This is a genomic window from Streptomyces sp. NPDC021020, assembly GCF_044333285.1.
Taxonomy (GTDB): domain Bacteria; phylum Actinomycetota; class Actinomycetes; order Streptomycetales; family Streptomycetaceae; genus Actinacidiphila.
Genome location: NZ_JBIRQQ010000013.1, coordinates 230,684 through 249,331, shown reverse-complemented (window position 1 = coordinate 249,331; position 18,648 = coordinate 230,684). Strand labels below are relative to the sequence as shown.

General features: G+C 73.6%; 17 protein-coding genes. 6 read left to right on the top strand and 11 right to left on the bottom strand.

Going from position 1 to position 18,648, the window contains the following annotated elements:
- Window positions 1–123: 123 nt before the first annotated feature.
- The gene (gene pgm / locus ACH4SL_RS32805; protein ID WP_398452605.1) at window positions 124–1,764 is read left to right on the top strand and encodes a phosphoglucomutase (alpha-D-glucose-1,6-bisphosphate-dependent); all 1,641 of its coding nucleotides are present in this window, start codon (window positions 124–126) and stop codon (window positions 1,762–1,764) included.
- 54 nt (window positions 1,765–1,818) lie between these two features.
- Here pgm and ACH4SL_RS32800 read toward each other — a convergent pair whose 3' ends face one another.
- The 5 genes from ACH4SL_RS32800 to ACH4SL_RS32780 form a co-directional block, all read right to left on the bottom strand.
- Window positions 1,819–3,585 (bottom strand): ABC transporter ATP-binding protein, encoded by a 1,767-nt coding sequence (locus tag ACH4SL_RS32800; RefSeq protein ID WP_398452602.1) that lies wholly within the window; start codon window positions 3,583–3,585, stop codon window positions 1,819–1,821.
- A 186-nt stretch (window positions 3,586–3,771) separates the two neighbouring features.
- A complete protein-coding gene (locus ACH4SL_RS32795) occupies window positions 3,772–4,857 on the bottom strand; it encodes an S-(hydroxymethyl)mycothiol dehydrogenase (protein WP_398452600.1) in 1,086 nt (361 codons plus the stop codon).
- A 205-nt stretch (window positions 4,858–5,062) separates the two neighbouring features.
- Window positions 5,063–5,461: a chaplin gene (locus tag ACH4SL_RS32790; protein ID WP_398452598.1), complete on the bottom strand. Its 399-nt coding sequence runs from the start codon at window positions 5,459–5,461 to the stop codon at window positions 5,063–5,065.
- A 113-nt stretch (window positions 5,462–5,574) separates the two neighbouring features.
- Window positions 5,575–5,796 carry a DUF5133 domain-containing protein gene (locus ACH4SL_RS32785; protein WP_398452596.1) on the bottom strand — a complete coding sequence of 74 codons (222 nt, stop codon included), beginning with the start codon at window positions 5,794–5,796 and terminating at the stop codon, window positions 5,575–5,577.
- A 260-nt stretch (window positions 5,797–6,056) separates the two neighbouring features.
- On the bottom strand, window positions 6,057–6,239 hold the full coding sequence (locus ACH4SL_RS32780; protein ID WP_398452656.1) for a hypothetical protein: 183 nt from the start codon (window positions 6,237–6,239) through the stop codon (window positions 6,057–6,059).
- 436 nt (window positions 6,240–6,675) lie between these two features.
- Between ACH4SL_RS32780 and ACH4SL_RS32775 the strand changes: the two genes are divergently transcribed.
- A complete protein-coding gene (locus ACH4SL_RS32775) occupies window positions 6,676–7,899 on the top strand; it encodes an MFS transporter (protein WP_398452654.1) in 1,224 nt (407 codons plus the stop codon).
- 228 nt (window positions 7,900–8,127) lie between these two features.
- On the opposite strand, the gene ACH4SL_RS32770 is transcribed toward ACH4SL_RS32775, so the two are convergent.
- Both ACH4SL_RS32770 and ACH4SL_RS32765 read right to left on the bottom strand, forming a co-directional pair.
- Window positions 8,128–8,772: a hypothetical protein gene (locus ACH4SL_RS32770; RefSeq protein WP_398452593.1), complete on the bottom strand. Its 645-nt coding sequence runs from the start codon at window positions 8,770–8,772 to the stop codon at window positions 8,128–8,130.
- On the bottom strand, window positions 8,769–9,179 hold the full coding sequence (locus tag ACH4SL_RS32765; protein ID WP_398452591.1) for a YchJ family protein: 411 nt from the start codon (window positions 9,177–9,179) through the stop codon (window positions 8,769–8,771). The genes ACH4SL_RS32770 and ACH4SL_RS32765 overlap by 4 nt, the downstream gene beginning before the upstream one ends.
- Before the next feature lie 116 nt (window positions 9,180–9,295).
- On the opposite strand from ACH4SL_RS32765, the gene ACH4SL_RS32760 reads away from it, so the two are divergent.
- Complete coding sequence (locus ACH4SL_RS32760; protein ID WP_398452589.1) at window positions 9,296–9,679, top strand: hypothetical protein; 384 nt, start codon at window positions 9,296–9,298, stop codon at window positions 9,677–9,679.
- 343 nt (window positions 9,680–10,022) lie between these two features.
- On the opposite strand, the gene ACH4SL_RS32755 is transcribed toward ACH4SL_RS32760, so the two are convergent.
- Window positions 10,023–11,564, bottom strand: coding sequence for an ATP-dependent DNA ligase (locus ACH4SL_RS32755; RefSeq protein ID WP_398452587.1), 1,542 nt, complete (start codon window positions 11,562–11,564; stop codon window positions 10,023–10,025).
- Between the two features lie 178 nt (window positions 11,565–11,742).
- On the opposite strand from ACH4SL_RS32755, the gene ACH4SL_RS32750 reads away from it, so the two are divergent.
- From ACH4SL_RS32750 to ACH4SL_RS32740, 3 genes are all read left to right on the top strand, one after another.
- A complete protein-coding gene (locus tag ACH4SL_RS32750) occupies window positions 11,743–12,366 on the top strand; it encodes an alpha-ketoglutarate-dependent dioxygenase AlkB family protein (protein ID WP_398452585.1) in 624 nt (207 codons plus the stop codon).
- Window positions 12,367–12,718: 352 nt separating this feature from the next.
- A complete protein-coding gene (locus ACH4SL_RS32745; RefSeq protein WP_398452583.1) occupies window positions 12,719–13,207 on the top strand; it encodes a DUF5709 domain-containing protein in 489 nt (162 codons plus the stop codon).
- Between the two features lie 39 nt (window positions 13,208–13,246).
- A complete protein-coding gene (locus tag ACH4SL_RS32740) occupies window positions 13,247–13,813 on the top strand; it encodes a hypothetical protein (protein ID WP_398452580.1) in 567 nt (188 codons plus the stop codon).
- A gap of 123 nt (window positions 13,814–13,936) precedes the next feature.
- Here ACH4SL_RS32740 and ACH4SL_RS32735 read toward each other — a convergent pair whose 3' ends face one another.
- The 3 genes from ACH4SL_RS32735 to ACH4SL_RS32725 form a co-directional block, all read right to left on the bottom strand.
- Entirely contained in the window at window positions 13,937–14,356 is a 420-nt protein-coding gene (locus ACH4SL_RS32735) for a hypothetical protein (protein ID WP_398452578.1), read from the bottom strand.
- Window positions 14,357–14,588: 232 nt separating this feature from the next.
- A complete protein-coding gene (locus ACH4SL_RS32730; protein WP_398452575.1) occupies window positions 14,589–17,225 on the bottom strand; it encodes a discoidin domain-containing protein in 2,637 nt (878 codons plus the stop codon).
- A gap of 458 nt (window positions 17,226–17,683) precedes the next feature.
- Window positions 17,684–18,382 carry a maleylpyruvate isomerase family mycothiol-dependent enzyme gene (locus ACH4SL_RS32725; RefSeq protein ID WP_398452572.1) on the bottom strand — a complete coding sequence of 233 codons (699 nt, stop codon included), beginning with the start codon at window positions 18,380–18,382 and terminating at the stop codon, window positions 17,684–17,686.
- Window positions 18,383–18,648 lie beyond the last annotated feature (266 nt).

Sequence of the window (18,648 nt, the reverse complement as noted above, 5' to 3'; positions counted from 1 at the left end):
TGGTGTGTCAGATGGCCGGGTAGCGACGGGTGGTCGCGGGGCAGGGATGACAATGGTCGGCGGGCCCGCCGCACGCCGCGAGCCGGGACCGACCGACGCGACCGAGCAGCCGAGGAGACGTGAATGGCGCACCAGCGTGCCGGGAAGCCCGCCCGTACCGAGGACCTGGTGGACGTACCCCGCCTGGTCACGGCCTACTACGCGCTGCGCCCCGACCCCGCCGACCCCGCGCAGCGGGTGGTGTTCGGGACCTCGGGGCACCGCGGCTCGTCGCTGGCGACCGCCTTCAACGAGGACCACATCGCCGCCACCAGCCAGGCCATCTGCGACTACCGCGGCCGGCAGGGCACCGACGGGCCGCTCTTCCTCGGCGTCGACACCCACGCCCTGTCCGAGCCCGCCCGGGTGACGGCGCTGGAGGTCTTCGCGGCCAACGGGGTGACCGTGCTGCTCGACGAGAACAGCGGCTTCACACCCACCCCCGCCGTCTCGCACGCCATCCTCACCTACAACAAAGGCCGCACCTCGGGCCTGGCGGACGGCGTCGTCGTCACCCCGTCGCACAACCCGCCCTCGGACGGCGGCTTCAAGTACAACCCGCCGAACGGCGGCCCCGCGGCCTCCGACGCCACCTCCTGGATCCAGGACCGGGCCAACCAGCTCATCGCCGACGGCCTCAAGGGCGTCCACCGCATCGGCTACTCACGGGCGCTCGCCGCCGACACCACCGGCCGCTACGACTTCCTCGGCCGCTACGTCGACGACCTGCCCGCGGTGCTCGACCTGGTCGCGGTGCGCCGGGCCGGCGTCACGATCGGCGCCGACCCGCTGGGCGGCGCCTCCGTCGACTACTGGGGCCGCATCGCCGAGTGGCACGGCCTGGACCTGACGGTCGTCAACCCCGCCGCCGACCCCACCTGGCGCTTCATGACGCTGGACTGGGACGGCAAGATCCGCATGGACTGCTCCTCGCCCTACGCGATGGCCTCGCTCATCGACCGCAAGGACGACTACACCGTCGCGACCGGCAACGACGCCGACGCCGACCGGCACGGCATCGTCACCCCCGACGGCGGGCTGATGAACCCCAACCACTACCTCGCCGTCGCGATCAACTACCTGTCCGGCCACCGCGAGCAGTGGGGGCCGGAGCTGGCGATCGGCAAGACCCTGGTGTCGTCCTCGATGATCGACAAGGTCGTCGCCGACCTCGGCCGCCCGCTCACCGAGGTGCCGGTCGGCTTCAAGTGGTTCGTCGACGGGCTGCACGGCGGCACCCTCGCCTTCGGCGGCGAGGAGTCCGCGGGCGCGTCCTTCCTGCGCCGCGACGGCTCGGTGTGGACCACCGACAAGGACGGCATCCTGCTGGCCCTGCTCGCCGCCGAGATCACCGCCGTGACCGGCAGGACGCCCTCCGAGCACTACACCGCGCTCACCGAGCGCTTCGGCGCCCCGGCCTACGCCAGGATCGACGCGCCCGCCGACCGCGAGCAGAAGGCCGTCCTCGGCAAGCTGTCGCCCGGTCAGGTCCCGGCCCGGGAGCTGGCCGGGGAACCGGTCACCGCGGTGCTCAACGAGGCGCCGGGCAACGGGGCGCCGCTCGGCGGCATCAAGGTCTGCACCGACAGCGCCTGGTTCGCCGCCCGCCCGTCCGGCACCGAGGACGTCTACAAGATCTACGCCGAGTCCTTCCTCGGCGCCGAGCACCTCGCCGAGGTGCAGCAGGAGGCGAAGTCCCTCGTCGACTCCGTGCTCGGCGGCTGACACCGCGCGGGGCGGGGGCCGTCCGTACGGCCCCCCGCCCCGGCGCTCGGGCGCTCAGGCGAGCTGCGCGGCCTGCAGCCCGGCGTACGCGCCGCCGCTGCGCAGCAGTTCGGCGTGCGAGCCGACCTCCGCGATCCGGCCCTCGTCCATCACCACGATCCGGTCGGCGTTCCGGATCGTCGACAGCCGGTGCGCCACGACGAAGACCGTACGGCCGCGGACCAGCCGCGTCAGCGCCTGCTGCACCAGCGCCTCCGAGCGCGAGTCCAGCGCCGAGGTCGCCTCGTCCAGGACCAGCACCCGCGGGTCGCGGATCAGCGCGCGGGCGATGGCCAGGCGCTGCTTCTGCCCGCCGGACAGCCGCGCGCCGCGCTCGCCGACGACCGTGTCCAGGCCGTGCGGCAGCCGGTCGATGAACTCCAGCGCGTTGGCGTCGCGCAGCGCCGCCCGCACCCGCTCCTCCGGCACCTCGTCCATGCCGTAGGTGACGTTCTCCCGGATGCTGCCCTCGAACAGGATCGACTCCTGCGGCACCACCGACAGCCAGTTGCGGTAGTCGCGCAGATCCATTGTCTCCATGTCGACGCCGTCCAGCAGGATGCTGCCCTCGCTCGGCCGCAGGAAGCCGATCACCAGGTTGAGCACCGTCGACTTGCCCGCACCCGACCCGCCGACCAGCGCGATCGTCTCGCCGGCCCGTACGTCCAGGTCGAAGCCCGTCACCGACGGGCGGTCCGCCTCGGGGTAGGTGTGGCCGACCCCGCGGAATTCGAACCGGCCCGTGACGCCCTGGACCTGCGCCTTGCCGTCGTTCTGCTCCAGGTCCGGCGCCTGGAGCACCTCGCCGATCGAGCGCACCGACTCCAGGCCCTTGCCGATCTGCGGGGCGAGCGTCAGCAGCGTGGTGACCGAGCCGGTCAGACTGGAGAAGTACGCGCTGAGCATCACCACCGTGCCCGGCGTCACGCTCAGCCAGCCGTAGTACGCCACCAGCGCCGAGCCCGCCAGGCACGCCACGCCGATCGCGTTGAGCAGGATCCAGGCGATCGAGCCGAACCAGCCGTTGAGCCGGTCCAGCCGCAGCCCCGCGTGCAGCACCTCGCCGAGCGTGCGGTCCACACGGTGCAGCGCGGTGTTCTCCAGACCGTGCGCCCGGGTGATCGGGATCAGCGCCGTCATCTCGTTGACCCGCGACGACAGCTGCTCCACCTGCTGCCGGAAGGACTCGTTGCGGTCCCGCAGCCGCCGCCGCAGCTTGACCACGAGCGTCGCCGAGGCCGGCACCACGACCAGGTACACCGGCAGGAAGGCGGGTGCCTGGACGCCGATGACGACCAGGCCGCCGCTCAGCGTGGCCAGCGCCGCGAGCCCGTTGTCCGCGGTCTGCTGCGCCGCGGTCTCGATCGTCTCCACGTCCCGGATGACCTTGGCCTGGAGCACACCGGCGCTCACCCGGGAGTGGTAGCCGATCGACAGCTGCTGCATCCGGTGGCACAGCGCGCTGCGCAGCCGGGTACCGGTCCGGCGTATCGAGCCCTGCATGCAGCGCACGTACGTCAGGTGCAGCGGCAGGTTGAGCACGAGGATCACCAGCAGGACCGCCGAATTCCACCACAGGATGTGGATCGGCCGGTGCTGGACGACGACGTCCACGACGTTCGCGGTGATCAGCGGGAGCAGCCACACCGGGGTGTGCTTGCCGAAGAAGGCGGCGACGGCCAGGCCGACCCGCCGCCGATCGGGATGGAAGAGGTAGAGGAGGGTTCGTACGGGGTGCTCGCCACGGTAGCGGTGGCTGAGCGTGCCTTGCGGCAACGCCATTGCAGGCTCCTCGAAATCACGTCTTCGCGGTGGTGCGTGCGGGCGCGCCGAGCAGCACCTCAACGCTGAGGTGCTGCCCGTAGTCCGTTGCGCGCGCAACCACCCTAGGGCGTGTCCGGCCCGCCGCGCCCCGCCGTTTTCCGCCGGGGCGCTGTCGCGCCGCTCACCGTGGGCTCCCCGGGGGCGTCACATCACGACGACGGACCGCAGCACGTCCCCGGCCTGCATCCGCGCGAAGGCGTCCTCGATCTCGTCCAGCGCGATCGTCTCGCTCACGAACGCGCCCAGGTCCAGCCGCCCCTGCAGATGCAGGTCGACGAGCATCGGGAAATCCCGCGAGGGCAGGCAGTCGCCGTACCAGGACGACTTGAGCGCCCCGCCGCGGCCGAAGACGTCCAGCAGCGGGAGTTCGAGCTTCATCTCCGGCGTGGGCACCCCGACCAGCACCACCGTGCCGGCCAGATCCCGGGCGTAGAAGGCCTGCTCGTACGTCTCCGGGCGGCCCACCGCCTCGATCACCACGTCCGCGCCGAAACCGCCGGTCAGCTCGCGGATCGCGGCCACCGGATCCCCGGCGCGGGCGTTGACGGTGTGGGTGGCGCCGAGCGCGGAGGCGGTCGCGAGCTTGCGGTCGTCGACGTCCACCGCGATGATCCGCGCGGCGCCGGCCAGCCGGGCCCCGGCGACGGCCGCGTTGCCGACGCCGCCGCAGCCGATCACCGCGACGGAGTCGCCGCGGCCGACCGCCCCGGTGTTGAGCGCGGCGCCGATGCCGGCCATCACCCCGCAGCCGAGCAGCCCGGCGACCGACGGCGACACCGACGGGTCGACCTTGGTGCACTGGCCCGCGGCGACGAGGGTCTTCTCGGCGAAGGCGCCGATCCCCAGCGCGGGGGAGAGTTCGGTGCCGTCGGCCAGGGTCATCTTCTGCCGCGCGTTGTGGGTGTCGAAGCAGTACCAGGGCCGGCCGCGCAGGCAGGCCCGGCAGCGGCCGCACACCGCACGCCAGTTGAGGACCACGAAGTCGCCGGGCCGCACCTCGGTCACACCCGGCCCGGTCTCCTCGACGACACCGGCGGCCTCGTGCCCGAGCAGATACGGGAAGTCGTCCCCGATGCCGCCCTCCTTGTAGTGCAGGTCGGTGTGGCACACCCCGCACGCCTGCACCCGCACCACCGCCTCGCCGGGTCCCGGATCGGGCACCGTCACCGTCTCGACGCGCACCCGCTCGCCCTTGCCCGGCGCGATCACCCCGCGGACTTCCTGTGCCATGCCTGCCGCCCTCCTTCACCGTCGTCCGGCGCGCGTCGCGCTGCCGCGACGCCTGCCTGACGCCTGCCGTCCCGGTGCCGGCACCCGCTGCCGGTACCGCTGCCGACGATAGGCGGCCGCGGCCCGCCGGGGCAGTACGCGGCAGCGGCCGACCGGGTGGTGCCGCGGCCCGGGTACGGGTCCGCGGCGCCGGCGGTGCGGCGGGTCAGTGCCGGGCCGCGGGCCTGGTACGGCGGTAGAGGACCGTTCCGCCGAGCAGCAGCAGCGCGCCTCCGGCCGCCATGGCGGACACGCCGCCCGCACCGGTGTGCGCCAGCGCCGGGGTCGGCTCGGCGGGCGGCGCCGGCACGGGGGTGTGGGCGGGCGCGGTGTTCGCGCAGTCGTTGCCGAACGCCGGGTCGAGCAGGCCGGCCACGCCGACGCTGTTCCCGCACACGTTCACCGGCACATGGACGGGCACCTGCACGGAATTGCCCGACAGGATGCCCGGCGAGCCCGTGGCGTCACCGGAAGCGGTCGAATCCGCCTGCGCGTACCCCGCGGAGGCCAGCGCACCGCCGGCGACCACCGCGCAGACAAGGCCCTTCCGGGCGAGTCCGTTCACTTCGATTCCTGCCTTCCGGACATCGTCACGGGCCGAGTGCCCGCTACTCGTGACAACGCCGCGGAGGGCCGAACGGGTCATGTCGCGGGGGATTTTCATCCCAACGTGTGGTGTCAGGCGGCCGCGCCGTCCGCGGCGCCGTCCGCCGCCACGATGTGCGCACGCGCCACCGTCAGCGCCTCGGTGATGTCCCGGGTGCCGGTCGACACGCACAACGTGTACGCGGTGTCGCGCAGTTGGCCGGCGATGCGCGGGTCCGTGCCGTCTGCGGCCGAGTCGAGCAGCTCGTAGCGTTCCACCAGGTCCAGCAGCACGGTCGGGTGGGCCATCAGCATCGTCGTACTCCTCGAAGATCGGTGAAGTCGACCCCCGTATGCCCGCTCCCCGCGGGCACATGCGCGATCCGCGGGGAATGTCGCGCACGTCTCATCGCGAAGCGGGCCCGTATCCGCGCGCCGTGAGCGGCCGTCACGACTGCGGACCGGGCGGGGGACCTGGGTGAACGTCCGCCGCCCGGCCCGGGAGCCTGGCGCTGTTCGCCGGTCGGGCGAGAGGATTACGGGAAGGCGCGAAATGCAGAAAGTCGAGAGGTCGACTAATCGATACTGCGCAGGATGTGCGTCTCGGAGGGGTCGTCCTCGTATCCGGCGAGGCGGATCGGGGCACACCGGGACCACGTCTCCAGCGGTCCCTCCTCGTCGAGCCGGACGATGCGCCGCTCGTCGCCCAGCTTGCCCTCGGGCGCTGTCTCCTCCTGCGTGAGCTGATCTCCAGACACCGCGTTCTCCTTAGCGTCGCGTCGGCCGGGGTCGCCCTGGCGCGGTCGTTTCCCAGCGTCGGGCGCCCGGCGGGATGTGTGACTTCGGGCGGTACGGACGCGGTGGCGCCTGTTGCGATAGCCGGAAGGGGGGCCGAGGTGGCGACTCGTTCCGGGACGGGCTCAAGGGGCCGGTACATCCCCTCCGGGCCTGTTCGTCCCGCACAGCGTATTCCGGCCAGCGCGATGGTCACCAGCCGGTTTTTCCCCAGATTCGGACGGCGGCCGTCTCCGGTTCGGCTGCCGCGGGGCGCCCCGGCCGCGGCAGCGCCGGGCTGCGTTGCTACCGTTTGCCGTGCTCAAGAGTAAGAAAGACAGCAGAAACCGGACTGCGCCATCCGGGTCAGGGGCGGCTCCCGGCGCCCCCGGCGAGGGCCGCCGCCGGCTCCTCGCCGACATCGGGCCGCTGCGCGACAGCCCCGACTTCCGGCGGCTCTGGTTCGGCAACGCGGTGTCCTACATAGGCCAGCAGATGACGGCCATGGCCGTCGCCCTCCAGGTCTACGCGATCACCGGCTCCAGCTTCTACGTCGGCCTCGTCGGCCTCTGCTCGCTCGGCCCGCTGATCGTCTTCGGCCTCTACGGCGGGGCCGTCGCGGACGCCGTCGACCGCCGCCGGCTCGGGCTCGTCACCGCGAGCGGCTCCACCCTGCTGTCCGTCGCGCTCGCCGCCACGGCCATCGCCCACCTGCGGGTCGTCGGCCTGCTCTACGCGATCGTCGCCCTCCAGGCCGTGTGCTTCGCCATGAACTCGCCGGCCCGCTCCTCCATGATCCCCCGGCTGCTCACGCCCGAGCAGCTGCCCGCCGCCAACGCCCTCGCCTCGCTGTCCGGCGGCGTCGGGCAGATGGCCGGGCCCATGCTCGGCGGCGTCTTCGTCGGCCTGTGGGGCTACCAGGCCGCCTACCTCATCGACGCCGCCGCCTTCACCGCCTCCCTGTACGCGATGTGGCGGCTCCCTGCGATGCTCCCCGGCGAGGGCGCCCCCGGCGAGGCCGCCGAGCGCCGCCGTCCGTCCGTCGTCGAGGGCCTGCGCTACCTCGCCGCCCGGCCCAACCTGCGGACCACCTTCGTCACCGACCTCGCCGCCATGGTGCTGGCCCAGCCGCGGGTCCTCTTCCCCGCCATCGCCGGACTCTGGTACGGCGGCGACACCCGCACCGTCGGCCTGCTCGCCGCCGCCCCCGCCGTGGGGGCGCTGCTCGGCAGCGTCTTCTCCGGCTGGCTCGGCCGCGTCCGCCGCCAGGGCTTCGCCGTCCTGCTGGCCGTCGCCTCCTGGGGCGCCGCGGTCGCCGTCTTCGGCCTGACCCGCAACCTGCTGCTGGGTCTGCTCTTCCTCGCCCTCGCCGGGTGCGCCGACACCGTGAGCATGGTCTTCCGCAACACCATGCTCCAGTCCGCGGCGCCCGACGACATGCGGGGACGCCTCCAGGGCGTCTTCCTCGTCGTCGTGGTCGGCGGCCCCCGCCTCGGCGACTTCCTCGCCGGCTCCGCCGCCGACCTCTTCACCCCCACCGCCGCGATCGTCGGCGGCGGCCTCGCCTGCATCGCCGCGATCACGTGCGTGGGGCTCTTCCAGCGCGGCTTCCTCTCCTACGACGCGGGTCGCCCGACGGCTTGAGCCGTCGTTCTGAAGAGCTTGCCGCTGCGCGGGGCCGGTCGCGCGCAGCGGCGCCGGGTGAGCGTTTTTGGGGGCGCGGGGAACTGCGCGACCAGCCACGACGTGCCGTCACATCGTCACCGGCCCGAAGGGGCAGTTCGGTCCGTACCGGACCACCGGCCGGTGGGTGGTTGCTCGCGCAGTTCCCCGCGCCCCTTCGGGGCGCCCGGCGCGGCAGGGAGATGGGGCTCAGCGGGGGAGGAGCTCGGAGGCGAGAGCCTCCACCGCGGAGGCGAGGCGCTGCTGGGCCGGGTCCGCGGCGACGGACGCCGCGACGAGGCGGGCCACGTCCGTACGCCACACGCCCGTGAGGGCGATACGCACGCCGACCCGGCGAAGACCGCGCTCGACGAGCCCGCTCGCCAGATCCGCCCGCCCCCGGCGCAGCGCCTTGATCGCGCCCACCGCGTTGGCGAGCGCGCTCGCCGCGGGAGACCAGGGATCGGCCACCTCGCCCTCCGGCACCGTGGCCGCGTCCGGCACGTCCGCGAGGACCACGAGGTCGAGCCGCCAGAAGAGCGGCAGCCCGCGGAAGGCGGCGAAGAGCAGCCGCTCCCCGGGCTCCGCCGCGGATTCGGGGTCGCAGCGCAGCGACAGCAGCGGCCCGACCCGGCCCAGCGTGCGCCGCGCCCCCTCGACGCACCGTGCGAAGTCCGCGGCGGGCACCCGCCAGGCGATGTCGATGTCGCTGTACGCGTCCGCCGTGCCCGCGGCGAGCGATCCGCGCAGCTCCGCGGTGGAGCCGGGGCACGCGGCGGGCAGCGCGGCGAGCAGTTCCTCGGCGAGCGCGGTGCGTACCGCGGGGTCGAGCCCGTTCCCCCGTGCCGCGGTCACCGGCCGGGCCGCCCGGCCTCGCCGACGTACACCCACAGCCCGTCCTCGCGGACGAAGCGGCTGTCCTCGTGCTGGGCGCCCTCCCCGCCGCGGTGCCGGTAGTGCGCGCGGAATTCGACCGTCCCCTCGGTGTGGAAGGCGCTGCCGCCGGTGCCGCCCAGGATGTCGAGGCCGGTCCACCGCACGTCCCGGTCGAGGTCCAGCTCGCGCGGCCGGGTCGTCGAGTGCCAGGTGCGCAGCAGGTAGCGGGTGTCGCGTACGGCGAAGGCGGCGTAGCGCGAGCGCATGAGCTGCTCGGCCGTACCGGCGTGGGCGCGGCCCTGGTGCAGGGCGCCGCAGCAGTCGGCGAAGGCGGCGGGCAGGCCGCAGGGGCAGGGGAGCGGGGTGCGGGCGGCGCGAGACGGCATGCTCCATTGTCGCGGACGCGCGCCCCGCTGTTCGGGTGACCCGGTGTTTCGTCCGCGTGCGAGCGGAAATGCGCTGTGCGGGGCAGCGGTACCCCCATGCGACGGAAGGACACCCCGTGAGTACGGCACCCGAACAGTCCGCAGAACCGGCGGCGCAGGTCACCGTGATCATCGACGGATGCACGAAGGAGGACGCCAAGACCGTGCTCGACGCGCTGCACACCAGCTTCGCGGCCGACCGCGCGGCCGACGACGAACCGGCGGAGGCGGCGGGCCAGGCCCCGATCGTCTGGTCCGCGACCTTCGACGTCTCCCGCACCCTCGCCCTCCCCGGCGGCCCCGCCCCCCTGGATTCCCCGGTGAAGCTCACCGCCCAGGGCGGCTACCACGCCGTCGACCGCCTCCGCGAGGCCCTGGCGGAGTCCTTCACGGTCAAGGTGACCGGCACGGCCTCCGGCGACCAGGAGGAGGAAGCAGCCTTCCGCCTGACCTCCCGCTGACCCTCACGGGCGCCTGGCCGAGCGCGGAGCTCTGCCGGGGGCCGGCGTCCCCGGCGGTTGGCCAAACGTGGAGGGAAGCTGCTCCAGGGGCGCGGGGAACTGCGCGAGCAACCCCCACCGGCCGGTGGTCCGGCAGCGGCGCCAGCCTCCCCGTGCCGGAGGCAGCCCCACCGGCGGTTGGCCAAACGTGGAGGGAAGCTGCTCCAGGGGCGCGGGGAACTGCGCGAGCAACCCCCACCGGCCGGCAGCCCTGCGCCGACGTCAGCCCCCCGGGCCGGAGGTAGGCCCACCGGCGGCCAGCCGGAAAAAGCACCCTTACCCCCACCCCCCCGGCGGAGCGGGCTCAGCCCGCATGGGCTGCCCGGACGGCGGACACCGTGTCCGCCTCGTCCGCCCGCTTGTCCTCCCGGTAGCCCACGACGCGCGCGAAGCGCAGGGTGAGGCCCGCCGGGTAGCGCGTGGAGCGCTGCACGCCGTCGTAGGCGATCTCGACGACGAGTTCGGGCCGGACGGTCACCACACGGCCGTCGTCGCGCACCGCGAGCTCCCGCAGGCGGTCGGTCTGCCAGGCGAGCAGCGCGTCCGTGAGGCCCTTGAAGGTCTTGCCGAGCATGACGAAGGAGCCGTCCTCCGCGCGCGCCCCGAGGTGGAGGTTCGACAGCTTGCCGGTGCGCCGCCCGTGGCCCCATTCCGCGGCGAGGACGACGAGGTCGAGCGTGTGCACGGGCTTGACCTTGATCCATGACGCCCCGCGGCGCCCTGCCGCGTACGGCCCGTCGTCGGCCTTGACGACGACTCCCTCGTGGCCGCGGTCCAGCGCCGCCGCCATGAATTGCTCCGCCGCTCGCACCGCCGCCGGGTCGTCCGGTGCTGCCAGGACCTCCCGCCGGACGCGTACCGCGGGCGGCACGATCGCCTCCAGCTCCGCGTGGCGTTCGCCGTAGGGCAGGTCGAGCAGATCGCGGTCGCCGGCGGAGAGCACGTCGAAGAAGACGGCGGAGACGGGCAGCGCGGCCGCCGCCGCGGCGACGTCGACGCGCGAGCCGACCCGGCCGGCGGTCTCCTGGAAGGGCCGCGGCCGCCCGTCCTCGCCGAAGGCCAGCACCTCGCCGTCGAGGACGAACCGCGTGCCGGTCAGCGCGCGCACGGTCGTGACGATCTCCGGCAGCCGGCCGGTGACGTCGTCGAGCGTTCGGGTGAAGAGCCGCACGTCGTCGCCGTCGCGATGCGCCTGGATGCGGATGCCGTCCAGCTTCTCCTCCACCGCGCAGGGCCCGCCCGCCTTGCCGACGGCCTCGGCGACCGACTTCGCGGAGGCGGCGAGCATCGGCAGCAGCGGGCGGCCGACGGTCAGCCGGAAGCCGTCGAGCGCGTCGGGGCCGCGGGCCAGCAGGGCCTGTGCGACGGGTTCGAGCGCGCCGGCCAGCATCAACGCCCGCCGTACGTCCGCGGGCGGCGCTCCGGTGGCCGCGGCCAGGCCCTCCGCCGCCGCCGCGTCCAGGGCGCCCTGCCGGACCTCGCCGGTGATCAGGGCGATCAGGTACTCCTGCTCGCCCGCGGTGGCCGCGCCCATCAGGTCCTGCAGCAGGGCGCGCCGCCCGGCCTGGGCGCCCTGCCCCGAGACGGCGGCGACCGCGGTGAGCGCCGCGTCCACCTCGGCGACGGTGAGCCGCGGCTCGGCGGCGGGCGCGGCGCGGTCGCGCAGGGCGGCCCAGCCGACGCCGAGGCGCCCCTGCGGCAGCCGGCCGGCGAGGTACGCGATGGCGACCGGGACGTCGCCCGCCTCCGCCTCCCGGAAGAAGCCCGCGAGCAGCTCGGTCTTGCGGGAGCGGGACGCGGTGCCCGCGACGTCCCTGGAGACCCGGGCGACTTCCGCGAAGAGCATGCCTCCATCGTGCGCCGGGCGCGGCGCGGGCGCGCGGCTTCGCCGGGACGCGGCCCAGGCGCTCCGGCGCTCCGGTGGCCGGTTCGGGCCGGTGGCCGGTCCGGGGGTCCGGGGCCGGCTCGGGATTCACTCGAACGGGGAATCGAAAAGGTGTGCGATCGAGCGTTATGGTGGGGGCATGATCCTTCAGCAGACCTCACTCTTCGCCACCGGCGCCCCCGTCCTGGGCGGTCTCGACGGGCTGCGTCGCACCCCGCTCGGCCACGGGGCGTGGGTGGACGTCCTGCCGGGATGGCTCAGCGGCGCCGACGACCTGTTCGCGGAGCTGGCCGCGTGCGTGCCGTGGCGGGAGGAGCGCCGCACGATGTACGACAGCGTGGTGGCGGTGCCCCGGCTGCTCGCCCACTACGGCGCGGGCGCGCCGCTGCCCGACCAGGTGCTCGCCGAGGCGCGCGACCGCCTGAGCGAGCACTACGCCGCCGAGCTGGGGGAGCCCTTCGTCAGCGCGGGGCTGTGCTACTACCGGGACGGCCGGGACAGCGTCGCCTGGCACGGCGACCGCTTCGGGCGCGGCGCCACGCACGACACGATGGTCGCGATCCTGTCGCTCGGCGAGCCGCGCCCGCTGCTGCTGCGCCCGCGCGGCGGCGGGGCCCCGGCCCGGAAGGTGCCGCTGGGCCACGGGGATCTCATCGTGATGGGCGGTAGTTGCCAGCGGACGTGGGACCACGCGATACCCAAGACGCGGGCGGCGGTGGGCGGCCGGATCAGCGTCCAGTTCCGCCCGCGCGGGGTCGCGTGACGGCACCCGGGACGAACGTGACGGCACCCGGGACGAAGGGGCCGTGCCTGACCGGGCGCCCTCGCTCCGTGGCGCCTCGCGGGGGGCCGCCGCATGATGGAGAGGGGCCGGACGGAGTAACGGCGGACGGCACCCCGGCCGGTTTCCGCGCCGGCCGGACGGGCAGGCGAGCGGGTGGACGACCCGCCCCGCCGCCGCGGTGGCGCGGCGGTATCGCGGGCCGTACCGCTCCTGATCAGGGAGGACGGTGGTCAGTCGTGCGACGTGCGCCCGACGCGGCAGGTCCGGCCGCCCCTCCGCGGGCCGCGGCCCGCGGATGTGCCAGGCCGGCGGACGAGGCAGGTGCGGTGACATGACCGAGCGGATCGACGGCACGATGGGCGACGACGTCTACCAGCCGCAGTCGGACGGCAGCGGGATCCAGGAGGACGCCGGTCCGCTGGAGCCGGAGGACACCCTGGTCGTCGGCGGCCCGGACGACGTCCTCGACGAGGGGTATTCGCCCCCGGAGAAACCCCGCGCCGTGGACGAGTACGGCACGACCGCGGCCGAGCAGGAGGCCCGGGAGAACCTGGACGAACGGCTGCCGCGCGAGCGGCCCGACGTCCGGCCGCCGGACGGCGACGGCCTGGGCGACGACGTGGACTCCGACGGCGAGCTGGTCGACATCGAGGCGGGGGAGTTTCGTTCCGGGCGGCTCGTCGCCCCCGACGAGGGGGTGCACGTGCGCCGGGACGGGATGGTCGGCGAGGACGTCGGCATCGACGGCGCCGCGGCCTCCGCGGAGGAGGCGGCCGTGCACATCGTGTCGGACGCGGAATGGCCCGAGCCGGAGGAGTAGCCCCCGGCGCCAGGGCAGCGAAGGCAAGGAGCGAGTGCGATGAGCGAACTGATGAGGCCCGGAGACACCCCGGGTGAGCCTCCCGAACACGACCGCATCGCCGGCCCGGCGAACATCCGCGGCCAGGCGGCCTACTTCGACGAGCGGGCGAAGGCCTACGCGGATGCCGAGGTCGAGGCGAGGGACCACCACGAGGGGCTCTCGGCGCGCATCCAGGAATCCGCGGGCGCGATCCACACCATGGTGGACGGCGTCCGGCACGACGACACCCGTATGCCCACCCGGGCGGATCTGCGCCCGGTGGCCAACGCGCTGGCCCGGCATTTCGAGGCGACCGAGAAGACCGCGCGGCAGGCGCTGGACGAGCGGCACGCGGCGGCCGACGTCGTCCGGGAGGACCGGGAGGAGGGCGAGCGGCTGCAGCGGAATCTGGACAACCTGATCACGCACGAGCAGCCGGAGGACACCTTCAACGTGTCGGCGTCCGGGGTGCTGGGCGAGATCGACCTGTACATGGCGCACGAGCGGCGCGACCTCATACCGGCGATCGACCGCGAGCTGTCGCCGACCCAGAGCGCCCGCCTGGCCCGCTCCTTCGCCGTCTGAGCCGTCTGAGCCGTGTGAGCCGTGTGTGCCGTCTGTGCCGTCTGACGCCGTGTCGCCGAACCCCGCGCCCGGGGCCCGGCCCCGCACCCCGCCCACGGCGGGGCGGAGCCGGGGCGCGTACGGTCACAGGCCGATGAACTGGTAATCAGTGGCGATCCGGCCGTCGGGTGCGAGCAGCAGGACCTGGAGGCCGCCGCCCTGCGGTTCACCGCCGCGCGGCCCGTAGGCCCAGCTGAAGCGGACGACGTCGTGCAGCCGCTGCACATCCCCGTGCAGACGGAATTCCGCCTCACCGGGGGCGACGAACTCCTCGTAGGCGGTGCGGACCCGGAATTCCAGGGCGTCGTGGCCGTGTGCCTCCAGGACGACGCTGCGCATGCCGACCTTCTCCGCCGCCTCCCGCATCTCCTGCGGCGGCTGGAGGACCTGGAGGGCGTCGTCGGCCCAGAGGCGTTCGACGGCCTTGCGCCGCGCGCCGGGGTCGGGTTCGTTCCAGACCGCCACGTAGCGGTCCGCGAACGCGTCGAGAGCGGTGTCGGGCATCGGTGCCACCTCACGGGGGAGTCGTCGTCGCGCGGTGCGCGGGTACGTCCGAGAGCCTGGCGCCCCGGGGACGGTCCGGACAATTCCCGCCAGGGAATGCCGTTGGCGCCGGTCCGGCCCGGACCGGCGCCAACGGCAGGGGCCGCCGTCCCGGTCTCCCGGAACGGCGGCCCCTTCGGTCCGTCAGGTCGTCGCATCCGACGACCGCGTGGCGGCCCTCACCGCCGCGCGGTTACGGGTACGAGGTGACCGTCGACGGCACCGTGCTGGTACCCGAGGTGCCGGGACCGATGTTGTTGATGACGTGGGCGTATTGGCCCATGCCACCGAGCGACACCACCAGCAGGTCGTGGAATTTCACGCCCGGGTTGTTCGGGGCCTCGAAACCGTGGTCCTGCACGATCGTCGGGTCGGCGGTGAAGTTGCAGTAGCTGCCGAGCCCCCAGCCCTCGTGCGAGGTCACGTTGTCGTCGACCTTGTAGGCCGCGTAGCCGCGGATGCTGCCGTTCTGGATCGCGGCCTGGTTCGGCGGGTCGTAGGCGATCTCGTTCTGGAAGAAGATCGTCTTGCCGTTCTGGCCGTGCCACTCGACGTCGTACTTCTCGAAGTGCTCCACGAACAGACCGGTGGCCAGCACGTTGTTGCCGTTCACCCGCAGACCGGTGTTGGACGGGTTGGTGGTCCACCCGACGCCGGCGCCGTGGTCGGCGCGCCACAGCCACGTGTGGTCGATGATCACGTCGTTGCTGTTGATCTCGAACGCGGTGTCCGCCTTGCCCGGGCCCGCGCCGCCGATCCGGGCGAAGACGTCCTGGACGGTGGTCGGGTTGGACGCGTGGCTCGCGTTCGAGCCGGGCGCGCCCACCTGGAGCAGCTGCGCGGAGTTGCCGGTGCCGGCGTCGATCAGGAAGCCGGCCAGCTTGACGCCGTCGACGTCCGCGACCTTGACCGCGTCCACGCCGTTGTCCGGGATGACCGTGGCGTAACCCAGGCCCAGCACCACGGTGTTGGCGCGGGTCACGTTGATCGGCTGGTCCACGTGGTAGATGCCCGGGGTGAGCAGCAGGTTCAGGCCCTGGGCGAGCGCCGCGTTGATGTGCGCCGCGGTGTCACCGGGGTGGGCCACGTAGAACTGCGTCAGCGGGATCGAGGTGCCCGGGGTGTTGGGCCACGACACGCCGCTGGCGTTGGTGCGCAGGTTCGGCACGAACACCGAGTAGTTGTTGCCGTCCAGGTACATGTACGGCTTCTCGCGCGACTCGGGCGTGGTGTTCAGCGTCGTGTAGACGGGGTTCGGGAAGCCCTGCGCCGGAGCGCCCTGGACACCCGAGAACACCATGTTCCACACACCGTTGGTCCAGCCCTGGATGGAGCTGTCGCGGGTGTACCACTGCTGCTGCGAGTACGGGCCGACGGTGCCGTCGATCTTGCTGTCGGCGATGTAGCCGCCGGACGCCCAGCCGTAGCTGGCGGGAGCCAGGTTCAGGCCGCCCTCGACGTGGATGCGGCGGAAGGGCGCGGCCTGCGCGACGGCCCAGCGGTCGTCGCCGCTGACCGGCTTGACGGCCAGGTTCTCCACCGAGCGCCAGAAGTTCTGGGTGGCGTTGCCGTTGAACCAGCCGGCGTCCACGGTGATGTCACCGTTGATCTGGACGTCGTCGGGGTTCTTGCCCAGGCCCGAGACCGAGGTGTAGAAGCCGACCTGGTCGTTGAGCCCGTTGTAGGTGCCCGGCTTGAAGAACACCTGGTAGCGGGCGTCGCCGAACTGGTTGCTCTCCTGCTGCTGGAAGATCTGGTCCAGCTGGCCCTGGAGGTTCGGGGTCGACGGGTCGAAGACCTTGACGTTCGGGCCGAGGTCACCGCCGCCCTGGATCGGGCCGCCCGGGTCGGTGGTGGGCGGCGTGGTGGGCGGGGTGGTCGTGCCGCCGCCACCGGTGGTGCCGAAGACCTGGAATTCCCACAGCGAGTAGCCGTAGCCGGTGGCCCGGACAGTGCCGTACACCCGCACGTACCGGCCGCTGCCCGAGACGTTGAGCGTCTGGGTGCCGCCGGTGCCGGTGGTGGTGGAGTAGACGTCGGTCCAGTTGGTGCCGTCGGCCGAGGTCTGGATCTTGAAGGCCTTCGCGTACGCCGTCTCCCAGTTGAGGGTGACCGACGAGAGGGTCGCGGTGGCGCCGAGGTCGACCTGGAGCCACTGCGGGTCACTGGCGGCGGACGACCAGCGGGTGCCGGTGTTGCCGTCCACCGCGGCGGAGGCGGGGGTGCCGGCGTTCTCGGTGGAGGACGCGGTCGCGGTCTTGCCCTGCGACAGCAGGGTGCCCGCGCCCGGGTTGGTGCCGCCGCCGGTGCTGCCGAAGACCTGGAACTCCCACAGCGACACGCCGTACTGGGTGGCGCGGACGGTCGTGTAGATCCGGACATAGCGCCCGGAACCGTTTACGGTGAGGTTCTGGACGCCACCGGTGCCGGTGGTGGTGGAGTAGACGTCGGTCCAGTTGGTGCCGTCGGCCGAGGTCTGGATCTTGAAGGCCTTCGCGTACGCCGTCTCCCAGTTGAGGGTGACCGACGTGACGGTGTCGGTGGCGCCGAGGTCGACCTGGAGCCACTGCGGGTCGCTCGCGGCGGACGACCAGCGGGTGCCGGTGTTGCCGTCGACGGCCGCGGAGGCGGGGGTGCCGCCGTTCTCGGTGGAGGACGCGGTCGCGGTCTTGCCCTGCGAGAGCAGGGTGTCGGCCGCGTGCGCCGAGCGCATGGGCACGAAGAGCAGCAGCGAGGCGATCAGCGCCGTGATCAGCGCCGCGGCCACCTTGCGCCGGTTGGACAGCACCGGGGATCTCAGTGCGGCCGTCCCGGTGGGGGGAGCGAGCATGGGCAACTCTCCTGGTTCCACAGGTGGGGGGCAGAGGGTGCACGCCCGGACGCATACGTGTCCGGACGGTTCATCAGGTGCCGGAGGACGTTACGGTGAGCGCTCTCTCGGCGGAAACCCGATGGAAATGAGAGCGCTCTCCCGGCACACACGGCGATGTTTCTCCCTGTGTTTCATCCATGTCAAGAGTTGTGCACAAAGCCGCTGCGGCGAAAAGGTGAAGGGCCAACAAGTCCGGCATATAGCCCGTAACTTGCGACAGATGTTGAACTTGACGCGTTGACCAGGGCGTATCGCGCTGGGTGTTCGACGCGCGGCACCGCCGTCCCTCGTGTCCACCTCGGTCGGGCAGCCGCCGGGCGGCGGAGGGCCGGTGCGGAGCCTTCAGATCATGAACGCGGAAGCGGTAATTCCCCTTCCGTACCGTCAGAGCTTCACGCTGCCGCGGCGCCCCGCGCTCACGGCACCAGCGGGCCGCGCAGCACGGCGTCCGCCGCGTCCGCGTCGCCCTTCCACACCAGCCGCGGATCCTCGGCGGGCAGCCGCCGCCACAGCATCAGCAGCAGTTCCTCGGCCCGCCCGGTGACCGCCGCCGCGGGCGCGCCCGGCCCGTACGTCCACGAGCCGCCGGTGTCCGTCGCCTCGAAGGCCACCGCGCAGCGCGGGGTCGCGGCCCGGCCGACCGCGACCTGCCGCGGCGCGAAGGTGTCCAGCACCTCCGCGACCCCGTCGGCGGCCAGCTCCGGATCGAGGGGCCCGGGCGTGTCGCCCGCGGCGAGCTGTGCGTCCCAGCGGTGCACCAGCGTCTCCAGGCAGCGGCGCCGCTGCCAGAAGCCCACCGTGCGCGGCGGGTGGAAGGTCCACGCGGGCCCGGCCGGGTCCGCGTCCAGGACGGCGTGCAGCGCCGTGCAGCGCTCGTCGAACCAGCGCAGCAGCGCCGCCGGTTCGCGCGGCGGTACGGGCGAGCGGTGCGCCGGGCGCCGGGCCCTGATCGCGGTGACCGCCCTGGCGTGCCCGGCGCCCAGGTGGCCCACCAGATCCCGCAGCGTCCAGCCGGGGCAGTGCGGGACCGGCGCGTCCGGGTCGCCGCCGGCCAGGCAGCCGCGGAGGGCGGTGCTCTCGCGGCGCAGCGCGGGCAGGTATCCGGCGGTCTCCATGGCGCGACCCTAAGCCTGCCCCGCCGCCCCGCCCGGCTGCGACGCGGCGCCGGCCACCCGGCTGCCGCAGCGGCCCGCTCGCCCCGGCCCGTCCCTCGCGCGGACGGCTCCCGCGGCGCCCCGCCCCGGCCCGTCCCCGCGCGGACGGCTGCCGCGGCGGGTACGCCGAGGCCGCCCCGGCGGTGTGCCGGGGCGGCCTCGGGTGGCGAACCGGGGTCAGGGGGTCCGGTTCAGCCGCGCGGCCGGGTCAGGGGCCGCTTGCCGGG